Origin of the sequence: Burkholderia sp. AU31652, assembly GCF_002223155.1 — a bacterium.
GTDB lineage: Bacteria > Pseudomonadota > Gammaproteobacteria > Burkholderiales > Burkholderiaceae > Burkholderia.
In genome coordinates, this window is the sequence record NZ_NKFG01000005.1 from 856855 (window position 1) to 877258 (window position 20404).

Below are 20404 nucleotides of genomic sequence, written 5' to 3' on the forward strand. Positions count from 1 at the left end.
ACACCGCGATGACCAGAGGAATCCATGAACCGCGCCGCCGCTGCCATTGACGAGACGACGATCGACGTCGACGATTGCTGGAACCGGATCGGCACGCGCGGCGACCGCTCGTGCGAGCGGCTGAACGACTGCCTGCGCTGCCTGAACTGCCCGGTGTACGCGTATCACGCGGCGAAGCTGCTCGAGCGCCCGCTCGACAGTGCCGAGATGGCCGACACCACGCGCCGGATGAGCGCACCCGGCGCGCCGCACATGCACGACGCCGATGCCGATACGCACCACGCGGCGCTGGCGTTCCGCGTGGCCGACGAATGGCTCGCGCTGCCGATCGGCGTGCTGCGCGAGATCGCCGGCACGCGCCCGATTCATTCGCTGCCGCATCGCCGCCATTCGGCCGTGCGCGGCGTGGTCAACATCCGCGGCACGCTGCGCATCGCGATCTCGATCGGCGCGCTGCTCGGCCTCGATGCCGGCAAGGGCGGCAACGGCGGTGACGACGGCCGCTTCACGCGGCTGCTGGTGGCGGCGCACCAGGGCGAGCCGGTCGTGTTTCCGGTCGACGAAGTCGAGGGCGTGCTGCGCTTCGGCGCCGCCGACTGGGTGCCCGTGCCGGCAACGGCCGGGCGCGCGAGCGCCGGCCTGTCGCGCGGCGTGCTGTCGTGGCGCGGCAAGTCGGTGGGCCTGCTCGACGACGACCGCCTGTTCGACGCAGTCACACGGAGCATGCGATGAGCGGCGATGACGACCTGAGCCACCTGTCGCTGCTCGAGCTGTATCGCGAGGAGACGCGCACGCAGACCCAGGCGCTGTCCGAGCGGCTGCTCGCGCTCGAATCGGGCGAACCCGATTCCGTCGCGCTCGAGGCATGCATGCGCGCCGCGCATTCGCTGAAGGGCGCCGCGCGCATCGTCGGCGTGCCGCTCGGCGTCGATATCGCGGGGCGGATGGAAGAGTGCTTCGTCGCCGCGCAGGCCGGCACGATCGCGCTGACGGCCACGCACGTCGACGTGCTGCTGGCGGGCGTCGATCTGCTGGTGCGCGTCGGCGATCCGCAGGGGCAGCCCGTCACGCAGACGGAGATCGACGTGTTCGCGGCGGCGCTGACCGGCGCGGACGGCGCGCAGACGATGCAGGCGGCGGCCGCGGCCCCGCCGCCGCCGGTGCCGCCGTCGATCGTCCCGTTTCGGGAGCACGACGGCGCCGCGAACGAACCCGTCGGGGCCAGCGCCGCGGTGCCCCCGCTCGCCGTATCGGGCGGCGTGCCCGATCCGGCCCAGGCCGGCCGCGTGGCCGGCGCCGGCGCGATGCGCCGCGTGCGTGCGGATACGCTGAACCGGCTGCTGAGCCTGTCCGGCGAATCGCTGGTCGAATCGCGCTGGCTCAAGCCGTTCGCCGAATCGATGCTGCGCGTGAAGCGCGCCCAGCGCGACGCGGCCCGGTCGCTGGATTTGATGTACGAACAATTCGCCGACGATCTCGACGCGGGCATGCTCGCGTCGATGAACGAAGTGCGGCACATGCTCAACGACCTGCAGCGTTCGCTCGCCGAGCGCATGGACGAATTCGACCGCTTCGAGCGGCGCAGCACGCATATTGCCGAGCAACTGTACGACGAAGCGCTGCAGTGCCGGATGCGGCCGTTCGGCGACGCGACGCGCGCGTATCCGCGCATCGTCCGCGATCTCGCGCGCTCGCTCGGCAAGCAGGTGCGTTTCTCGATCGTCGGCGAGGGTACGCAGGTCGACCGCGACATCCTCGACCTGCTCGACGCGCCGCTCGGCCACCTGCTGCGCAACGCGATCGACCACGGTGTCGATTCGCCGGACGCACGGCGTGCGCGCGGCAAGCCGGCCGAGGCGAGCGTGACGCTGGAGGCGCGCCACAGCGCCGGCTCGCTGCTGGTCAGCGTGATCGACGACGGGCCCGGTGTCGACATGGACGCGCTGCGCGCGGCCGTCGTGCGCCAGCGCCTGACCGACGACGAGACGGCCGCGCGCCTGTCCGATCCGGAACTGCTCGAATTCCTGCTGCTGCCGGGCTTCTCGATGCGCGATGCGGTGACCGACGTGTCGGGCCGCGGCGTCGGGCTCGACGCGGTGCAGGAGATGGTGCGCGGCGTGCGCGGCGCGGTGCGGATCTTCAACGAACCGGGCGCGGGCATGCGTTTCGTGCTGCAGTTGCCGCTCACGCTGTCGGTGATCCGCAGCCTGCTCGTCGAAGTGGGTGGCGAGCCGTATGCGTTTCCGCTCGCGCACGTGCGCCGCACGCTCGAACTCGCGCACGACGATATCGACGTGCTCGAAGGGCAGCCGCATTTTCCGTTCGACGGCCGGCGCGCGGGCCTCGTCGCCGCGCACCAGTTGCTCGATGCGGGCGAGCCCGACGTCGCGCGCACGAGCACGGCGGTCGTGGTCGTCGGCGCGGAGCCCGAGTTGTACGGCGTCGCGGTCGACCGCTTCCTCGGCGAGCGGATGCTCGTCGTGCAGCCGCTCGACAGCCGCCTGCACAAGATCCAGAACATCGCGGCCGGCGCGCTGCTCGAGAACGGCGACCCGGTGCTGATCGTCGACGTCGAGGACCTGATCCGCTCGGTCGACAAGCTCGTGCGCGGCGGGCAGCTCGCGCGGCTCACGCGTGATCCGCAACTCGCGCTCGCCGACCGGCGCCGCCGTGTGCTCGTCGTCGACGATTCGCTGACGGTGCGCGAGCTCGAACGCAAGCTGCTCGAAAAGCGCGGCTACGACGTGACGGTCGCGGTCGACGGGATGGAAGGCTGGAACGCGGTGCGCAGCGACGGGTTCGATCTCGTCGTCACGGACGTCGACATGCCGCGCATGGACGGCATCGAGCTCGTCACGCTGATCAAGGGCGATCCGATGCTCAAGCGCGTGCCGGTGATGATCGTGTCGTACAAGGATCGCGACGAGGATCGCCGTCGCGGGCTCGATGCGGGCGCCGACTACTACCTCGCGAAGAGCAGCTTCCACGACGAAGCGCTGCTCGATGCCGTGCACGACCTGATCGGGGATGCGCGCCGATGAACATCGGCATCGTCAACGACCTGCCGCTGGCCGTGGAGGCGCTGCGCCGCGTGATCGCGCTGCGCGCGGACCACCGCGTGCTGTGGGTCGCGACCGACGGCGACGAGGCGGTCGATTTCTGCGTTGCGCATCCGCCCGACGTGGTGCTGATGGATCTCGTGATGCCGAAGGTCGACGGCGTCGCCGCGACGCGCCGGATCATGGCGCGTGCGCCGTGCGCGATCCTGATCGTGACGGCGAGCGTCAGCGCGAACACGTCGTCGGTGTACGAGGCGATGGGTGCCGGTGCGCTCGATGCGGTCGACACGCCGACGCTCGCGCTCGGGCTGTCGACGGACGCGTCGCCGCAGGCGCTGCTCGCGAAGATCGACCAGATCGGCCGGCTGCTCGAAAGCCGCACCGCGGCGCTCGTGCCGCCGGGGCCGGCGCCCGAGCGCGGGCAGCCGACGCTCGTCGCGATCGGCGCGTCGGCGGGCGGCCCGACCGCGCTGACCGCGCTGCTGCGGGCGCTGCCGGGTGATTTTCCGGCGGCGATCGTGATCGTCCAGCACGTCGACCAGGCATTCGCGCTCGGGATGGCCGAGTGGCTCGACGGCTATACGCGACTGCCGGTGCGCGTCGCGCGGCAGGGCAGCGTGCCGCAGGCCGGCGAGGTGCTGCTCGCGGCGACCAACGATCACCTGACCCTGTCGCCGCGCGGCGTGCTCGGCTATACGCGGCATCCGGTCGAGACGCCGTACCGGCCGTCGATCGACGTGTTCTTCAACAGCGTCGCCGACGGCTGGCAGGGCGAGGCGTTCGGCGTGCTGCTGACGGGCATGGGGCGCGACGGCGCGCTCGGCCTGAAGGCGATGCGTGCGAAGGGCTGCTACACGATCGCGCAGGACGAGGCGACCAGCGCCGTCTACGGGATGCCGAAGGCGGCCGCGGCGATCGGCGCGGCGTCGGCGATCCTGCCGCTCGAGCGGATCGCGCCCCAACTGATCTCGCGCATCGCGCGTCCGCTGCGCGACTGACGGCGCCGAGGGGTGCGCGCGGTGCCGTGCCGTGGCCACGTTGCGGGCGGCGCGAGGCGTCGCGTACAATGGCGGCCAGCGGAGATGGCATGCCTCCCTGCGGTCGTATTCGGCGCGTTGTTGCGCACGGTGCGGCCCTCAACCGCCGGTTCGCCCGGCTGATGATGCCTGCGTGTTCCTGGGTCGTCAGGAGGTCGCAGGCCGTCCATGCGGGTTTCTGCCGCCCAGGTTTTGATGTTCCGTCGAATCTGGAAATCATGTTCTTCACGACTTCTGCCGATCTTCTCGCGACCGTGCGCTATGTGTGCCGCTGGCTCGCGCTCTCGGCCCTGCTCGGCACGCTGGCCGGCACGGCTTCCGCCCTGTTCCTGATCGCGCTCGACTGGGCGACCGGCACGCGCGTCGCGCATCCGTGGCTGCTGTGGGGGCTGCCGGCCGCCGGTTTCGCGACCGGCTGGATCTACCATCGCTTCGGCCAGTCCGTCGCGCGCGGCAACAACCTGCTGATCGACGAGATTCACGACCCGAAGGCGCTGGTGCCGAAGCGGATGGCGCCGCTCGTGCTCGTCGCGACCGTCGTCACGCACCTGTTCGGCGGCTCGGCTGGGCGCGAGGGTACGGCCGTGCAGATGGGCGGCGCACTCGCCGATCGCGTCACGCAGGTGTTCCGTCTCGATCGCGAACATCGCCGCGTGCTGCTGATGGGCGGCATCGCGGCCGGTTTCGCCTCGGTGTTCGGCACGCCGCTCGCGGGCGCCGTGTTCGGGCTCGAGGTGCTCGCGATCGGGCGCGTGCGGTACGACGCGCTGCTGACCTGCGTGGCCTCCGCGATCGTCGCGGACGTCGTCTGTCGCGCGTGGGGCGTGCATCACACGGCCTATGCGATTCCGTTCGTGCCGGCCGTGTCGGCGACGGGGCTGGCGGTGACGGTCGTCGCGGGCATCGCGTTCGGCGTGGTCGGGCGGTTGTTCGCGTTTGCGACGCATGCGTTGACCGCGTGGTTCAGGCGAGCCGTCCGCTATGCGCCGCTGCAGCCAGTGCTCGGCGGCCTGCTGGTCGCCACGGCCGCCACCGCGCTGAACGTGCCGCAGTATCTCGGTCTCGGCATCCCGACGATCGAGGCCGCGTTCCATGGGCCGCTGCCGCTCTACGATTTCGCGGGCAAGTTCGCGTTCACCGTCGTCACGCTGGCGTCGGGGTTCAAGGGCGGCGAAGTGACGCCGCTGTTCTACATCGGCGCGACGCTCGGCAACGCGCTCGGCCAGGTGCTGGCGCTGCCGGTGCCCGTGCTCGCGGGGCTCGGCTTCGTCGCGGTGTTCGCCGGTGCGGCCAATACGCCGATCGCGTCGACGATCATGGCGATCGAACTGTTCGGCGCGGATATCGGCGTGTACGCGATTGTCGCGTGTGTCGTCGCGTATCTGTTCTCGGGGCACGCGGGAATCTATCGCGCGCAGCGGGTGGCGGTAGGGAAGGGCGCGCAGGTGGAGGTTGAGTGAGCGGGAGAAAGCATGACCTCTGCTCATTTCCGTCAATCGTGCACCGATGCCATTGACCGAATTCCGAAAACCCACCAGGGAGCACCCAATGACGCTGGAAGACCTTCTGATCGAAGCGCGGCGCCTAGCCAGACCGTCCCGTCAATACCGCTTCGCGGAAGACGGCGAACCCGTCACCGGCTACTGGCATGGCGTCGAGGCGGGCGCGTTGTGCGTTTCCGTCGAGCGCGACGGCACATGGCTGAACGTGTATCTCGACGCGGACGGCGCATCAGGCCGCGTGGAAACCGCCGCGCAACCCGTTCGGTCCGAACGCTCGCTGTGCCGCTCCGACGCGATATCGCTCCCGCCGATCGAAGCGGTGTTCCGCTTAGGCTCTGCCGCGATCGACACCTATCTCGGCGCACACGGCTGGCAACGCGAATGGGGATTCAACAGCAACTTCAAGGGCATCGCGGCGCACGACTACGAGCGTGAGTGGATGGCGCAATGCCCGCTGTACACGGGCGGGGTGGTCGCCGTCGCGGGCGGGTGGAACATGCCCTGGCCCGACGACGACGAACTGGTCGACCTCGATCTCGTCCTCTGGACGTTCGAGGAATCGGAGCCGTGGATCGAGGTGTTTTCCGACGGCAGCCGGTACTCGGTGATCCAGCGGATCACCTAGCTTCCCGGCATCCGTTACTGCTTCGGCAGCTTCGCGACGTTCCGCGCGAGCAGTTCCTCGATATCGATGCCTTTTTCCGCCAGCAACGCGGTGACGACGCCGTTCAATTCGCCGAGCGTCTCCTTGACCGCTTCCCGGATCGTATCGACGACCACCTGCGTGCTGCGCTCGATCTCGATGTTGACCGTGTCGTTGACGCCCTTCGCATCGAAGGTCGTCGCGCGGCGCGTTTCGGGAATCAGCCAGACATCGAACCAGCCTTCGTCGCGGTTGACGTCGGACACCGTCAGGCTGCAGCCGTTGATCGCGATATAGCCCTTCGCGAACACATACCGCTTGAACGCCTCCGGCACGCCGATGCGCACCATCCGGTTGTGTTCGGACACCGCGATGTGCCGGATGGTCCCGGTGAAATCCACGTGGCCGGACAGCGGATGACCGCCGATCTCCGCGCCGTCCTTCGCGGCACGCTCCACGTTGATGTGCGCACCCGTCGTGAGATCGGCCAGCGTCGTAATTCGCAGGCTCGGCAGCATCACGTCGAAGTCGATCAGCTCCGGCGAATGGATGGTCGTCACCGTCAGGCAGACGCCGTCGACCGAGACGCTGGCGCCGATCTCGATGTCGTCGGTAAAGCGCTCCGGGAATTCGATGCTGAAGGTTCTCAGTTCCCCGTGATCGGCGATGCGTTTGACGGTGGCAACGCCCTGGACAATTCCTGTAAACATGGTCGATCCCTAGTCGCAAATTTCCTGGTCGACATGATACGGGATACCGGAAAAGGGCACTCCTCGGCGCGCGGCGCCGGGGCGGCAGGCCTGACGCGCGGACGTAAAAAAGGCCGTGCACCTGGCACGGCCTCGATCCGGATCCGTTTATCGACGCGCGCCGGCGGCGATGACCGCGCCGCCGGCGCGCGTTGCGACACGCTTGCGTCACACCTCGGCCGGCTCGCCGAGCGGCCCGGCATCGTCGTCCGCCGTGCGCCGCGGCGAATCGGCGAGCCCCTTCGCCAGCTCCAGCGCCTGCCGCTCGAACAGCCGGCGATAGATGCCACCGTCGATCCGGATCAGCGCGTCGTGGCTGCCTTCCTCGATCACCTTGCCGCGATCGAGCACCAGCAGCCGGTCGAGCGCGCGCACGGTCGACAGCCGGTGCGCGACCACGAGCGTCGTGCGGCCGACCATCAGCCGCTCCATCGCCTGCTGGATCAGCAGCTCGCTTTCGCTGTCGAGGCTCGACGTGGCTTCGTCGAGGATCAGGATCGGCGCATCGGCGAGAAACGCGCGCGCGATCGCGACCCGCTGGCGTTCGCCGCCCGACAGCTTGATCCCGCGCTCGCCGACGAGCGTGTCATAGCCGTCCGGCAGCGTGGCGATGAAGTCGTGCGCGCTGGCGAGCCGCGCGGCGCGCTCGATGTCGGCCCGGCTCGCGTCGGGGCGCGCATACGCGATGTTCTCCGCGAGCGTGCGGTGAAACAGCACGGGCTCCTGCTGGACGATCGCGATCTGGCTGCGCAGCGAATCCTGCCTGACCTGCGCGATGTCCTGGCCGTCGATCGTGATGCGGCCGCCCGACACGTCGTACAGGCGCTGGATCAGCTTGATGAACGACGTCTTGCCCGACCCCGAGTGGCCGACGAGGCCCACGCGCTCGCCCGGCGCGATCCGCATCGAGAAATCGTTGTACAGCGGCACCGGATGGTTGTCGTAGCGGAACGTCACGTGCTCGAAGCGGATCTCGCCTTGCCCGATCCGGATCGCCGGCGCGCCGGGACGATCGTCGATGCCGAGCGGCTGGCGTTCGAGCGCGACGAGTTCCTCCATGTCGTTCACCGAGCGCTGCAGGTTGCGGATGTGCATGCCGACGTCGCGCAGGTAGCCCTGCAGCATGAAGAACATCGTCAGCGCGAACGCGATGTCGCCGACGCTCGCCTCGTCGTTCGCCCACAGCCGCAGCGCGACGCCGATCATCGCGGCCTGCATCGCGACGAGCATCGCGCCCTGCAACCCGCCGTTCAACGTGCCGCGCACCCAGGTGCGGCGCGTGCGCTGCCGCCACTTGCCGATCACGCGTGCGAGCCGCGCTTCCTCGCGCGTTTCCGCGCCGAACGCCTTGACGACCGCGTTGCAGCTCACGGCATCGGCGAGCGCGCCGCCCATGCGCGTGTCCCACAGGTTGCCGAGCCGCGCGGCGGGCGCGACGATGCCGAGCGACACGGCCACCGTCACCGTGATGTACAGCAGCGAACCCGCGCCGACGACGAGCCCCATCACGGGCCAATGCGTGCCGAGCAGCACGGTGGCGCCGACCAGCATCGTGACCGACGGCAGCAGCGCGATCAGCACGGTGTCGTTCAGCAGGTCGAGCGCCCAGATGCCGCGCGTGATCTTGCGCACGGTCGAGCCCGCGAAGCTGTTCGCGTGCCAGTCGGTCGAGAAGCGCTGCACGCGATGGAACGACGCGGCCGCGATCTCGCTCATCATCTTCAGCGTGAGCGTGATGATGTTCAGGTAGACGCCTTGCCGCAGCACCGTCGCGCCGAGCCCGAGCGCCGCGAGCGTGCCGAACGCGACGAGGGCCGCATGCCACGCGGCGGCGCGGTCGGTCAGGCCGGTCGACAGCGCGTCGACGAGGCGGCCCGCGAACAGCGGCGTGAGCACGTCGGCGAGCGCGGCGAGCAGCGCAAGGCTCGCGACCGTCGCGGTGCGCGCCGGCTGCTTGCGCCAGTAGCGGAAGGTAAAGCCGAAGACGGCCTGGAATGCCTGGCCGCCCAGATGGGAGGTTTTTCTGGTCATTTATCGTTGCCCGGCGCATCGCGCGACGGGACTTTCCGGTTCGGAGAACATCGAAAACGCAACAGCCGGGCCGCGCGAACATCGCGGGCGGAAAACGAAACGGGCTGTCGGGAAACGGCGCGGCTGACGGGTTAGCGAAAAACTCGGGAGCCGGCGCGGACGGCGGGCTGGATCAGCTGCGCCGTGGGACCACGTTCGGGAAGGTGGCTGGCATTCGGAACATCTGCACCTCCCCTGAAGTGAACGGTTGAAAGGACGCCGAAAAGACGTGAAAAGATTCTATCAGCAGTGAAGGGCGCGCCGCAACGTCTGACGAATGCGGCGTTGCAGCGTCGATACGTTAGTATTCAGGGTTTCGGCCCTTCTTTTGCGGCCTTTCCCCAGTGCGGCAGCGCAAGGGCCGGCACGTGCGTCGATTGCGCTTCGGCGTCTGCGGCGCACGCCGCCGCGGCCCGCGCAGATTCACCACGATACATTCCTGAGGAAACGATGAGCGACGTTCAGCAAGGCATCCTGACCCCGATCGATTCGGCGGCCCGATACCTCACTTTCACGATGTCGAATGACGGCAATGTGGCCGCGGCGCTGGCCGCGCTGCGCGAGATCGTCGACGGACGCGACACGGTGGTCGGGTTCGGGCATGCGCTGGCGGCGCACCTCGGGCACCCGGTGCCGGGGCTGACCGAATTCCCGGCGTTCGCGGTGAAGGACCGCACGCTGCCGGCGACGCCGGCCGACGTGTGGGTCTGGCTGCGTGGCGACGACCGCGGCGAGCTCGTGCTGCGCGCGCGGGCGATCGAACGCGCGCTGGCGCCGGCCTTTGCGTTGCAGGATGCGGTCGACGGTTTCCGCTATTCGAACGATCGCGACCTGTCCGGCTACGAGGACGGCACGGAGAACCCGGAAGGCGACGACGCGGTGGCCGCGGCGATCGTGACGGGGCAGGGCGCGGGGCTCGACGGGGCGAGCTTCGTCGCGGTCCAGCAATGGCTGCACGACTTCGACCAGATGGAGCGCATTCCGTCGGGCGACATGGACAACATCGTCGGGCGCCGCCGCTCGGACAACGAAGAACTCGACGACGCACCCGAGTTCGCGCACGTGAAGCGCACCGCGCAGGAAAGCTTCGAACCCGAGGCGTTCATGCTGCGCCGCTCGTCGCCGTGGTCGGACGCGCGTCGCGCGGGCCTCTACTTCGTCGCGTTCGGCTGCTCGTTCCGCGCGTTCGACGTGCAGATGCGCCGGATGAGCGGCGCGGAGGACGGGATCGTCGACGGCCTGTTCCGCTTCACGCGGCCGCTGACGGGCGCGTATTTCTGGTGCCCGCCGTTGAAGGACGGCAAGCTCGACCTGTCCGCGCTCGGGCTGTAAGCGCCTGACGGGTTCGACGAAACGGGGGGCCGCGCATCGTGCGCGGCCCCCCGTTTCTTGTTGCGCGGCAATCGTGTGCCGTGTGCTTTCGTGCGTGGCGTGTCAGTTCAACGTCGTGTCGATCCGCGTGCCGCGCTTGATGAACTGCGTGACCGGCGTTTTCTCGCAGATTTCGGCGAGGCGCTGGCGTTGCGCTTCATCGAGCGGGCCGTCGAGCGTCACGACGCGGCGCACGTACTGCGTGCCGTCGCGATCGGCATGCAGCTCGGTGCGCACGTCGATGCGCGCGGCCGGCCACGTCTTGCGCTGCATGTACATGCGCAGCGTCGCGGCCGTGCATTGCGCGAGCCCGGCCAGCACGAACTCGTACGGCGCCGGCCCGCGATCCTGGCCGCCTTCGCGGGGCGCTTCGTCGCCGGTCAACGCGTGCGTGCCGGCCTGCAGCTGGACGACGTAGTCGGGCGCATCGGCGTCGAGGACGGCGGCGGCATGGATGAGCGACATGGCAAGTCTCCGGTCAGCGGAAAGTGAGAAAACGGAAGAGGGTGACGCGCAGCCGTCAGCATACCGCCCCGATCGGGACGGCGTGCGCCGCGCGGCTAGGCGTCGGTGACGCCGGCGCTGCTGCGCACGAGTGCGGCGATACGTTCGCGCACCCACTGGTGCGCGCGATCGGCGTCGCGCGATTCGTGCCAGTACGCGAGGAGCGGGAACGGCTTGAGCCGCAACGGCAGCGGCCGCACGACGATCGGCAGCAGCGCGGCCATCCGCAACGCATAGGTTTGCGGCAGCGTGACCAGCAGGTTGCCGGTCGCGGCGATCTGGCAGGCGGCGAAATAGTGCTGGCAGGTGAGCCGGATATCGCGGAAACGGCCGTCGTTGCCGAGCAGCACGTCGAGCGATTGCGGCTCGCCGAGCGACGACACCGAGACATGCTGCGCCGCGAAATAGTCGCCGCGCCGCAGCGGTTCGTGCGCAAGCGGATGATCGTAGCGCAGCGCGACGACGAGCGAATCGTCGAGCAGGTGGTCGGTGGCGATGCGCGGGCCGGTCGGCACGCGGCGATCGACGGCGAGATCGAGATTGCCCGATGCGAGTTCGCGCTCGATGTCGGCCACCGCGATGCGGCGGCTCACGAGCCGCAGGCCCGGCGCTTCGTCGGCGAACGCGGCGACGATCCGCGGCAGCGCGATCGATTCCAGCACGTCGCGAATGCCGACCGCGATGCTCAGGTCGAGCGTCGCGGGATCGAATGCCGACGGTGCGCGCGCGGTACCTTGCAGGCCCTTCAGGTGCAACTGCACGTCCGCGATGATCGTGCGCGTGCGTTCGGTTGCGACGACGCGGTTGCCCTGCCGCACGAACAGCGGATCGTCGAAATGCGCGCGCAGCCGGTTGAGCGCATGCGTGACGGCCGGCTGCGTGAGGTGCAGCGCGCGGGCGGCCGCGCCGATGCCGCCATGCACGTAGACGGCGTCGAGCACGCGAAACAGGTTCAGGTCGAGACGGTGATCGGCGGGCACGGGGCGCGGGTGGCGTGGTGAAGGGTGGACCGATTCTAAAGGATGCGCAGGCAACGGATACGGCGGGCTTTCCTGCGTGACGATCGCAGGCACGGGATACGAATCTATATCATTTGGGCCGATATTCGGTTGTGCATTTATCCGGATATCCGACGCAATAAGTCGCAATGAAATGCGCGGATTGCGACATACACAATCGTAATAATGGGCAATATCGGCCCGGGCAATTCCACACTGGGCCGCCGGCAAACCGCGACAGCCTGTAGTAATCCGCCATCATGCTGTCCACGTCGGCCATTTCGCGCCAAAGGCGCGACCCGTTCGGCTAAGATGCCGTCGCTTCATATTTCGGGATAGCCGTCCTGTCGCACGCATTCAAACCAAATATAAGCCTGACAGTTCGACGGTATTAGAAGAAGTCGAACAAGTCGGGGGCTTGGCCAGTGAATGCAGCAGATCAGAGATGGGTCGTTATCTATTTGAGTACGGGATTTTCGTTGGCCCAGGCCGCGCGTCTTGGCGAGGCTTTCAACCTGGCGAATCGCCTGCACGCCTACAGTGCTGACTACCAGTTGAAGTACGTATCCGAAAGCGGGGGGCTGGTGCAGTCGTCCTCCGGCGTGAGCATCGCGGCCGATCCGCTCGGTGACGAGCACGGCCGCCGCGCGCTCGCGTTCTTTCATCTTCACGGTGATCGCGCGGTGGTCAACTGGGACGACGCATTGCAGCGTCGCCTCGCCGACATTCGCCGTCATGCACGCTGGATCGTCGACGGGATGGACCTGCCCACGCTCGCGGCCATGCAGCGTCCGTCGGCGGCGCTCGACGGGCGGCCCGGCCGGGGCGGGCGACGGGTCGCCACGACGGTCGAGCTGCAGGCCGGCGAAACCGACGTGTTCGCCGCCGTGCTCGACATGTTCCGCGTCGAGCTCGGCGACATTGCCGCGCAGGAGATCGCCAGCAACCTGCTGCGGCCGGTCGAGCAGCGCTATGCGCAGTCGATGTGGGCCTTTCGCGAGCTGAGCGCGAGCCCGTCGATCCGGATGTCGGCGCAGCGGCTGCGCGCGCAGAGCGTGAACCGCATCTCGATCGCGAACGCGGCCCAGGCCGCCGCGATGAGCGAGCGCAACTTCCTGCGGCGCTTCAAGAAGGAAATCGGCGTGACGCCGACCGAATTCGTCCAGCACGTGCGGCTCGAGCGCGCCTGCCACATGCTGGTCCACACGACGCTGCCGGCCGACAAGGTCGCGCGCCGCACCGGGTTCGGCAGCGGCGAGCGGCTCGCGAAGCTGTTTCGCCAGCGCATGCTGATGTCGCCGACCGAATTCCGTGTCTCCGAGCGCGAAAGGATCCTCACCCGTGGCGCGAGGCCGGCCGATGCAGGCGAGGGGGCCGGCGACGGCACCGAGGGGCATCGCGCTGCGTGACGGACCGCGCGGGAGAAAATCGGGCGGATACCCGTAGAATTGTCCTGTCCCGATCTCGAGCCCCGGTTTCCATGTCCTTCCTCCCCACCACCGCCACCGCCCCTTTCTGCCCGTCGGAAGTCAAGGGCAGCATCACGATCGATGCCGGCGCGCCGCGCTGGCAGAAGCTCAAGCGCTTCTTCGGCCCTGGCCTGCTGGTCGCGATCGGCTACATGGATCCCGGCAACTGGGCGACCGACATCCAGGCCGGCTCGCAGTTCGGCTATTCGCTGCTGTGGGTCGTCGCGTTCTCGAGCCTCGCGGCGATCTTCCTGCAGATGCTCGCGGCGCGGCTCGGCCTCGTCGCCGGCAGGGATCTCGCGCAGGCCAGCTACGACCGCTATGGCCGGTTCGGCCGCATCGTGCAGTGGGTGACCGCCGAAGTGTCGATCATCGCGTGCGACATCGCGGAAGTCCTCGGCTGCGCGCTCGCGTTCAAGCTGCTGCTCGGCGTGCCGCTCGCGTGGGGGATCGTGCTGACCGCGCTCGACACGGTCATCGTGCTCGGCCTGCAGGGCAAGGGGTTCCGGCAGATCGAGGCGATCGTGCTCGCGCTGATCGCGACGATGGCGTTCTGCTTCGTCGCGCAGGTCGCGATCACGCCGCCCGACTGGCACGCGGTGGTCGGCGGGCTGGTGCCGGGCGATCCGGGCCACGACCGCAAGGACGCGATCGTGCTCGCGCTCGGCATCGTCGGCGCGACGATCATGCCGCACAACCTGTACCTGCATTCGTCGGTCGTGCAGACGCGGCACGTGGTCGGCGGCGCGCGCGGGATGATCCGCGACACGCTCGCGCTGGTGCGCATCGATACCTGCGTGTCGCTGTTCGTCGCGATGCTCGTCAACGCGGCGATCCTGGTCGTCGCGGGCGCGGCCTTCCATGCGACGGGCCAGCACAACGTGACCGACATCGAGCAGGCCTACAACCTGATTACGCCGATCGCCGGCGGCGCGGCGGCACTGCTGTTCGGCATCGCGCTGCTCGCGTCGGGGCAGAGCTCGACGCTGACCGGCACGATCGCCGGCCAGGTGATCATGGACGGCTTCCTGCATACGAAGATCCCGTGCTACCAGCGCCGGCTGATCACGCGCGGGCTCGCGCTCGTGCCGGCGCTGATCGGCGTGCTGTGGCTTGGCGACAGCTCGGTGGGGCAGCTGCTCGTGTGGAGCCAGGTGCTGCTGAGCCTGCAGCTGCCGTTCGCGATGTGGCCGCTGATCCGCTCGGTCAGCGATCGCAACATGATGGGCGAGCACACGATCGGGCGCGGGATGCAGATTGCCGCATGGGCGCTGTTCGCCGTCATCACCGGCACGAACCTGCTGCTGATTACCGGTGTCGCGGGCTGATACAGCCTGACACAGGCTGACACAGTCGCGCGGCGCGCATGCGGTAAACTGCGACCTTTCGATCGTCGTCCGAAGTCCGTTATGTGGAGTGAAATCAGCAACATCGGCGATGCCGCGCTGACCTTGCCGATCGCGCTGACCTGCGCGGCATGGCTCGCGCTGACCGATTGGCGCCTCGCTGTCCGCTGGGGCGTGCTGCTCGCCGCCGGCATGGGCCTCGTCGGCGCCACCAAGATCCTCTATGCCGGGTGCGGCATCGAGCTGCCGCAATTCGATTTCCGCGTGATCAGCGGCCATACGATGCTGTCGACGTCCGTGTGGACCGTCGCGCTGTCCATGCTGTGGCAGGCGTTCCGGCCGGGCAAGGCGCCCGGCATCGCGGCCGGGCTGGCCGTCGGCGCGCTCACGGCCGTCGCGCGCGTGTTCGATCATTCGCACACCGTGCCGGAAGTGATCGTCGGCTGGATGCTCGGCGCGCTGGTCGCGCTGGTGTTCCTGCGCGGCTACGACAGCGCGCGGCAGCGTGCCTTCTCGCCGCGCGTCGCGGCCGTCTGCCTGCTGCTCGTGTCGGGCATCGCGTACGGGCACCGTGCGCCGTTCCAGCAGATGATCGACACCCATTCGCCGCAACTCTGCGCGTTCGTGCGCGCGCCGTCGGGCGACGGATTCTGACGGCAGCCGGTCGCGGCGCCCCGGCGCCGCTTTCTTGCCGCCGGCATTCGCCCGGCGGTTGCACGATTCCACCCCGTTCATTTTCGCGACCGCTTTCGCGTCTGCGCGGAACGCCGCGCTTCGTCATTGCCTGAATCAACCTGGCCGGTCTGCGTGATCCGCGGGTGCCGCTGGCCCGTACATGCGCGCCGACACGCCGAGGTCATGAACAGTACCTATGACCGGGCATAACGATTATTCATTTCATCGATTGGCGGCATTCGCGTACGCTGGCTGTCGTTCAACCGGGGCAGGCTGTCCGGCGCGTCCGGCACGCGTCAGGTTCGTCTCGATATACTCGCGGAAACCGTGCGGCGCCTCGTGATGTCGAGGCACGGTCGACCGGCCCGCGCCGGCCGGAACAGGCACGGCCCACCCGTCGCGGCAGCGTTCCGCGACGACGATTCACGATAGGAGCAGGTCACATGACAGTCGTTTCTTCGCGCCTTGCCGGCAAGTGCGCATACATCACGGGCGCCGCGGGCGGCCTCGGCCGCGCGATCGCGCGCCGGATGGTCGAGCAGGGCGCGCGCGTGTTCGTGACCGACATCGCCGACGCGGCGGTGCTCGACGCGTTCGCGCAGGAACTCAACGCGGGGCACGCGACGCCGGTCGCGTTCGCCGCGACGCAGGACGTGCGCGACGAAGCACGCTGGCAGGCGCTACTTGCGCAGGCGGTCGATGTGATGGGCGGACTGTCGGTGCTCGTCAACAACGCGGGCGTCGGCTCGATCGGCTCGCCTGCGCAGATCGAGCTGGACGAATGGCGGCGCGTGATGGCGATCAACGTCGAGAGCATCGTGCTCGGCTGCAAGCATGCACTGTCGTATCTGGCCGAAAGCCATCCCGCGTCGATCATCAACATCTCGTCGGTCGCCGCGTTCAAGGTCGAGCCGGATTTCACCGCGTACAACGCGTCGAAGGCGGCGGTCGCGTCGCTGACGAAGTCGGTCGCGATCGACTGCGCGCGCCGCGAGATCGACGTGCGTTGCAACTCGATTCACCCGGCGTTCATCCGCACGGGGATCGTCGAGCCGCTGTTCCAGTCGCTCGGTGAACGCGACGCGATGCGCAAGCTCGCACGCGGCATTCCGCTGCGCCGGCTCGGCGAGCCGGACGACGTCGCGCACGCGGCCGTGTATCTCGCATCCGACGAGAGCCGCTTCGTGACGGCCGCCGAACTCGTGATCGACGGCGGCATGTGCGCGGTCTGACGCGCATCCCGAACCACCACGACCGGAGGAGAACATCGTGTCCACACCCGTGAACCGCCAATTGCTGCTGAAGACGCGCCCGGAAGGGCGGGTCGGCCGCGAACACTTTTCGCTCGTCGAGACGCCGGTGCCGGCGCTTGCCGACGGCGAGGTGCTCGTGCGCGTGCTGTATCTGTCGATGGACCCGACCAACCGCGTGTGGATGAGCGACGTGCCGCAGTACCTGCCGCCCGTCGCGATCGGCGAGGTGATGCGCGCGCTCGGCATCGGGCGCGTGGTGGCATCGCGCAACGCGGGGTTCGCGGAAGGCGATCTCGTGCAGGGGCTCGTCGGCTGGCAGGACTACGCGGTCGTGCCGGCCGACCAGGCCGCGCAGCTCGTGAAGCTACCCGCGGCGTCGGGCCTGCCGCTGCCGACGCTGCTCGGCGCGTGCGGGATGAGCGGGCTGACCGCGTATTACGGGCTGACCGATATCGCGCCGGTGCAGCCGGGCGAGACGCTCGTGGTGTCGGCGGCGGCCGGCTCGGTCGGCTCGATCGCCGGGCAGATCGGCAAGATCCACGGCGCACGCGTGGTCGGCATCGCGGGCGGCGCGGACAAGTGCCGCTACCTGACCGAGACGCTCGGCTTCGACGCGGCCGTCGACTACAAGGCCGACGATTTCCGTCAGCAGCTGAAGGCGGCGACGCCGGACGGCGTGCACGTGAACTTCGAAAACGTCGGCGGCGAGGTGATGCGCGCGGTGCTGTCGCGGATGGTGATCGGCGGGCGCGTCGCGCTGTGCGGCGTGATCTCGAACTACAACAGCGGGCGCGCGGCGGACGACGTCGGCGTGCTGATCTCGAAGCGGCTGACGATGCGCGGCTTCCTGATCCTCGACTATCGCAAGAGCCGGGAAGCCGTGCAGACGCTCGCGGGCTGGCTGCGCGACGGCCGGCTCAAGGCCGAGGAGACGGTTGCAGACGGTCTCGAGAACGCGCCCGACGTGCTGAATCGCCTGTTCGACGGCGACCATCGCGGCAAGCTCGTGCTGCGCGTCGATCCCGGCGCCTGACCGGCCCGCGATGCAGCGTGCGATGCCGTTCGTACGCTGCCGCGAGCGGGTGCCGAACGCGCTGCGTTCGAACGGCCGGGCTTTAGTTTCGGACTAGTCCCATATCTTGTCCGGACGTCTCTCCCTAAAGTGATTGCCAGCAGACAGGCGGCGTGACCGACGCGTCACGCCGCCTTTTTTTTCTGGTCACGGCAGAGGAGAGGGAGCATGCGAAACGACGCGAAGCGGGCGGCATCGGTGGCGATGCGCAATCGAACGGTGCGGTGCGGCGGTGCCGTGCGGCAGATCGCAATCGGGCTTGGCGTGGCGTTCGCGATGTCGAATGCGGTGGTGGCCGGGCATGCCGCGTCGGATGGCATCGTACGGTTCACGGGCGCGCTCGTCGATCTCTACGACGTGACGCTCGACGCACCGGCGGGCGTGGTGGTCGAAGGACGGGAGGCGGCGAGCGGCGGGGCGGCGGCAACACTGCGATTCGATGCCCATGGCCGGCGGTTGCCGGGCGCCCAGGTGGCGCTGGTCGGGCCCGACGGTGCGCCGTTCTCGCCCGATGTCGCTTCGCGCGTGCGGGCAACGTGGCGCGATGCGCACGGCGATCGAAGCGTGCCGCTGGTGTCGGGCCGCACGTATCGCGTCGGTCCGTATGGCGGCGTGATGTCGCTGGCGGCGGATGAAGCAACGGGCGCCGAGGCGCCCGTCGTGATCCGCATTCGCCATCCATGACGGCGCGTGCCGGCAGGTGCGTGGCACGCGGCCACGCGATGCGTCATTCGCCCTGTTCGGATCGTGCGTAGATGTCCCAGCTCGCCATGAACAGCGCGGCGACGAGCGGCCCGATCACGAAGCCGTTGATGCCGAACAGCGCCATCCCGCCGAGCGTCGAGATCAGCACGACCCAGTCGGGCATCTTCGTGTCCTTGCCGACGAGGATCGGGCGCAGCAGGTTGTCGACGAGGCCGATCACGCCCACGCAGAATGCGACGAGGATCACGCACTTCCAGACCGCGCCGATCATCAGGAAGTAGAGCGCGGCCGGCACCCAGACGAGGCTCGCACCGATCGCGGGCAGCAGCGACAGGAACGCCATCAGCGCGCCCCACAGCACGACGCCCTCGATCCCGAGGATCCAGAAGATCAGGCCGCCGAGCGCGCCCTGCACGAGCGCGACCGCGATGTTGCCCTTGACCGTTGCGCGCACGACGGTCGTGAACTTCGCGAGCAGCAGGTTCTTGTGCTCCTCGTCGAGCGGCAGCGCGCGGCGCACGCGGCGGCCGATCTCGCCGCCGTCGCGCAGCAGGAAGAACACCATGTACAGCATCACGCCGAAGCTCACGACGAACTGGAACGTGTTCTGGCCGATGCTGAGCGCCTGGGTGGCCGCGAACTGGCTGATTTGCGCGGCGCCGTCGGTCAGCTTCTTCTGGATGCCCGGGATGTTGGTCAGCCCGTATTTCTGCAGCAGGTTCTGGATCGACGTCGGCAGCGCGTGAATGATGTCGTGGAAATACTGCGAATAGTTCGGCTGGGCGTCCTTGAGTTCCTGGTACACGTACGCGATTTCCTGCACGAGCGTCGCGGCGACGAACACGAGCGGGAGGATCACGATCAGGACGATCAGCGACAGCGTCACGAGCGCGGCCAGGTTGCGCCGCTTGCCGAAGCGTGCGGCGAGCCAGCGCTGCACGGGCTGGAACAGGATCGCGAGAATGGTGCCCCAGAACACGGCTCCGGAAAACGGCGCGAGGATCCAGCAGAGTCCGACGGTGACCGCGGCCAGCAGGAAATAGAAGAATTTTTGGTGGTCGTGTCCGCTTTCCATGGATGACGTTCGCGCAGATTGATGCGTGGTTTGATTGAATCTCGTTGCCCCGCGCGCGATCGGTTCTCGATCGTCACGGGTTCGCGGCGAAATGCGACGCAGGGCGGCCCGAAGCGGAGTATGCCCGCAAAGGCGCCGCCATCATAGCCGCTGCGCGCGGCCCATGCGAAAACGCCGCGGCCGGGGCCGCGGCGCTGCCGGGAAGCAAACGCGGCGCGACGCCGCGTGCCGCATCGTCAGATGTTGAGCTTCGTGACCTTGGTGCCGTTCACCGACAGGTCGCCCATCAGGCCCGCGTTGGTCAGGACCAGCACCTCGACCGGGGCGGTGGCGGTGTTGGAGTCGACCGCGCCATTCGCGCCGACCTTCACGACCGCGACCGACGCGTCGGCGCCCGCGGCCCAGCCTTCGGACTTGCGGAACGAGTCGAGCGCATCCTGCGTCATGAACAGGAACACGATCGCCTTCGACTGCGCGCCGGCCTGCAGGCCGACCGACAGCGACGACGTGTTGTAGTAGCCGACCGTGCTGCCGCCGACGCGCAGCGCGCCGTTGCCGGACTGGCCGCCGACGATGAAGCCGGCCTGCAGCACGTTCGGGAACACGAGCACGCCGCGCGATTTCGCGACGAGTTCACGCGAACCCGGCACCGTCGAATAGAGGCGCGACAGCGTCGCGTTGACGCTGGCGTCGATCGACTGGCGCTTCGACGCACTGGCCGCGGCGCCTTCCGGTTTGTCCGGGGTGGTCGTGCAACCGGCGAGCGCGAGGCTGCCGAGCAGGACGGCGGCGGCGGCTTTCATGGCAAAGGTCTTCTGCATGGCGTTTCTCCTTCGTTTGTCTGATTGAGGACGGACGGGGCGGGCGCGTGGCGGC

18 protein-coding genes and 1 riboswitch are annotated in these 20404 nt (G+C 68.6%); of the genes, 12 read left to right on the plus strand and 6 right to left on the minus strand.

Translation table 11 applies throughout. The features are described 5' to 3' along the window. Window positions 1–24 precede the first annotated feature (24 nt). The 5 genes from CFB40_RS21415 to CFB40_RS21435 all read left to right on the plus strand — a co-directional run bounded on the left by CFB40_RS21415 (window position 25) and on the right by CFB40_RS21435 (window position 6223). Complete coding sequence (locus CFB40_RS21415; RefSeq protein ID WP_089432331.1) at window positions 25–732, plus strand: chemotaxis protein CheW; 708 nt, start codon at window positions 25–27, stop codon at window positions 730–732. After that, on the plus strand, window positions 729–3041 hold the full coding sequence (locus CFB40_RS21420) for a hybrid sensor histidine kinase/response regulator (RefSeq protein WP_089428070.1): 2313 nt from the start codon (window positions 729–731) through the stop codon (window positions 3039–3041). Before CFB40_RS21415 ends, CFB40_RS21420 begins: the two co-directional genes overlap by 4 nt. After that, window positions 3038–4057, plus strand: a complete 1020-nt coding sequence (locus CFB40_RS21425) for a chemotaxis response regulator protein-glutamate methylesterase (protein ID WP_089432332.1) — start codon at window positions 3038–3040, stop codon at window positions 4055–4057. Before CFB40_RS21420 ends, CFB40_RS21425 begins: the two co-directional genes overlap by 4 nt. A 71-nt stretch (window positions 4058–4128) precedes the next feature. Beyond that, a riboswitch (Fluoride riboswitch) is annotated at window positions 4129–4235 on the plus strand. Window positions 4236–4314: 79 nt separating this feature from the next. Beyond that, window positions 4315–5556 carry a voltage-gated chloride channel family protein gene (locus tag CFB40_RS21430; protein WP_089432333.1) on the plus strand — a complete coding sequence of 414 codons (1242 nt, stop codon included), beginning with the start codon at window positions 4315–4317 and terminating at the stop codon, window positions 5554–5556. A 46-nt stretch (window positions 5557–5602) separates the two neighbouring features. Further along, window positions 5603–6223, plus strand: coding sequence for a hypothetical protein (locus CFB40_RS21435; RefSeq protein ID WP_256976882.1), 621 nt, complete (start codon window positions 5603–5605; stop codon window positions 6221–6223). A 14-nt stretch (window positions 6224–6237) separates the two neighbouring features. Here the strand turns inward: CFB40_RS21435 and CFB40_RS21440 are convergent, their stop codons facing one another. Beyond that, window positions 6238–6951, minus strand: a complete 714-nt coding sequence (locus tag CFB40_RS21440; protein WP_089428066.1) for a riboflavin synthase subunit alpha — start codon at window positions 6949–6951, stop codon at window positions 6238–6240. A 207-nt stretch (window positions 6952–7158) separates the two neighbouring features. Beyond that, a complete protein-coding gene (locus tag CFB40_RS21445) occupies window positions 7159–9021 on the minus strand; it encodes an ABC transporter ATP-binding protein (RefSeq protein ID WP_089428065.1) in 1863 nt (620 codons plus the stop codon). Between the two features lie 489 nt (window positions 9022–9510). On the opposite strand from CFB40_RS21445, the gene CFB40_RS21455 reads away from it, so the two are divergent. After that, window positions 9511–10392, plus strand: coding sequence for a Dyp-type peroxidase (locus CFB40_RS21455; protein ID WP_089432335.1), 882 nt, complete (start codon window positions 9511–9513; stop codon window positions 10390–10392). A 102-nt stretch (window positions 10393–10494) separates the two neighbouring features. Here the strand turns inward: CFB40_RS21455 and CFB40_RS21460 are convergent, their stop codons facing one another. After that, entirely contained in the window at window positions 10495–10896 is a 402-nt protein-coding gene (locus CFB40_RS21460; RefSeq protein WP_089428063.1) for an OsmC family protein, read from the minus strand. Window positions 10897–10991: 95 nt separating this feature from the next. After that, complete coding sequence (locus CFB40_RS21465; protein ID WP_089432336.1) at window positions 10992–11915, minus strand: LysR family transcriptional regulator; 924 nt, start codon at window positions 11913–11915, stop codon at window positions 10992–10994. 497 nt (window positions 11916–12412) lie between these two features. Here CFB40_RS21465 and CFB40_RS21470 point away from each other — a divergent pair, with 497 nt between their 5' ends. The 6 genes from CFB40_RS21470 (at window position 12413) to CFB40_RS21495 (ending at window position 18432) form a co-directional block, all read left to right on the plus strand. Next, on the plus strand, window positions 12413–13342 hold the full coding sequence (locus CFB40_RS21470) for a helix-turn-helix domain-containing protein (RefSeq protein ID WP_089428061.1): 930 nt from the start codon (window positions 12413–12415) through the stop codon (window positions 13340–13342). Window positions 13343–13413: 71 nt separating this feature from the next. Further along, window positions 13414–14730, plus strand: a complete 1317-nt coding sequence (locus CFB40_RS21475) for an Nramp family divalent metal transporter (RefSeq protein ID WP_089428060.1) — start codon at window positions 13414–13416, stop codon at window positions 14728–14730. 81 nt (window positions 14731–14811) lie between these two features. Further along, window positions 14812–15402, plus strand: coding sequence for a phosphatase PAP2 family protein (locus CFB40_RS21480; RefSeq protein WP_089428059.1), 591 nt, complete (start codon window positions 14812–14814; stop codon window positions 15400–15402). Between the two features lie 464 nt (window positions 15403–15866). Continuing rightward, on the plus strand, window positions 15867–16655 hold the full coding sequence (locus CFB40_RS21485; RefSeq protein ID WP_089428058.1) for an SDR family oxidoreductase: 789 nt from the start codon (window positions 15867–15869) through the stop codon (window positions 16653–16655). Window positions 16656–16692: 37 nt separating this feature from the next. After that, on the plus strand, window positions 16693–17709 hold the full coding sequence (locus CFB40_RS21490) for an NADP-dependent oxidoreductase (protein ID WP_089432337.1): 1017 nt from the start codon (window positions 16693–16695) through the stop codon (window positions 17707–17709). A 207-nt stretch (window positions 17710–17916) separates the two neighbouring features. Beyond that, a complete protein-coding gene (locus CFB40_RS21495) occupies window positions 17917–18432 on the plus strand; it encodes a thioesterase (RefSeq protein ID WP_089432338.1) in 516 nt (171 codons plus the stop codon). Window positions 18433–18475: 43 nt separating this feature from the next. Here CFB40_RS21495 and CFB40_RS21500 read toward each other — a convergent pair whose 3' ends face one another. Next, on the minus strand, window positions 18476–19528 hold the full coding sequence (locus CFB40_RS21500) for an AI-2E family transporter (protein ID WP_089428055.1): 1053 nt from the start codon (window positions 19526–19528) through the stop codon (window positions 18476–18478). Between the two features lie 236 nt (window positions 19529–19764). Beyond that, complete coding sequence (locus CFB40_RS21505) at window positions 19765–20349, minus strand: BPSL1445 family SYLF domain-containing lipoprotein (RefSeq protein WP_089428054.1); 585 nt, start codon at window positions 20347–20349, stop codon at window positions 19765–19767. Window positions 20350–20404: the final 55 nt, after the last annotated feature.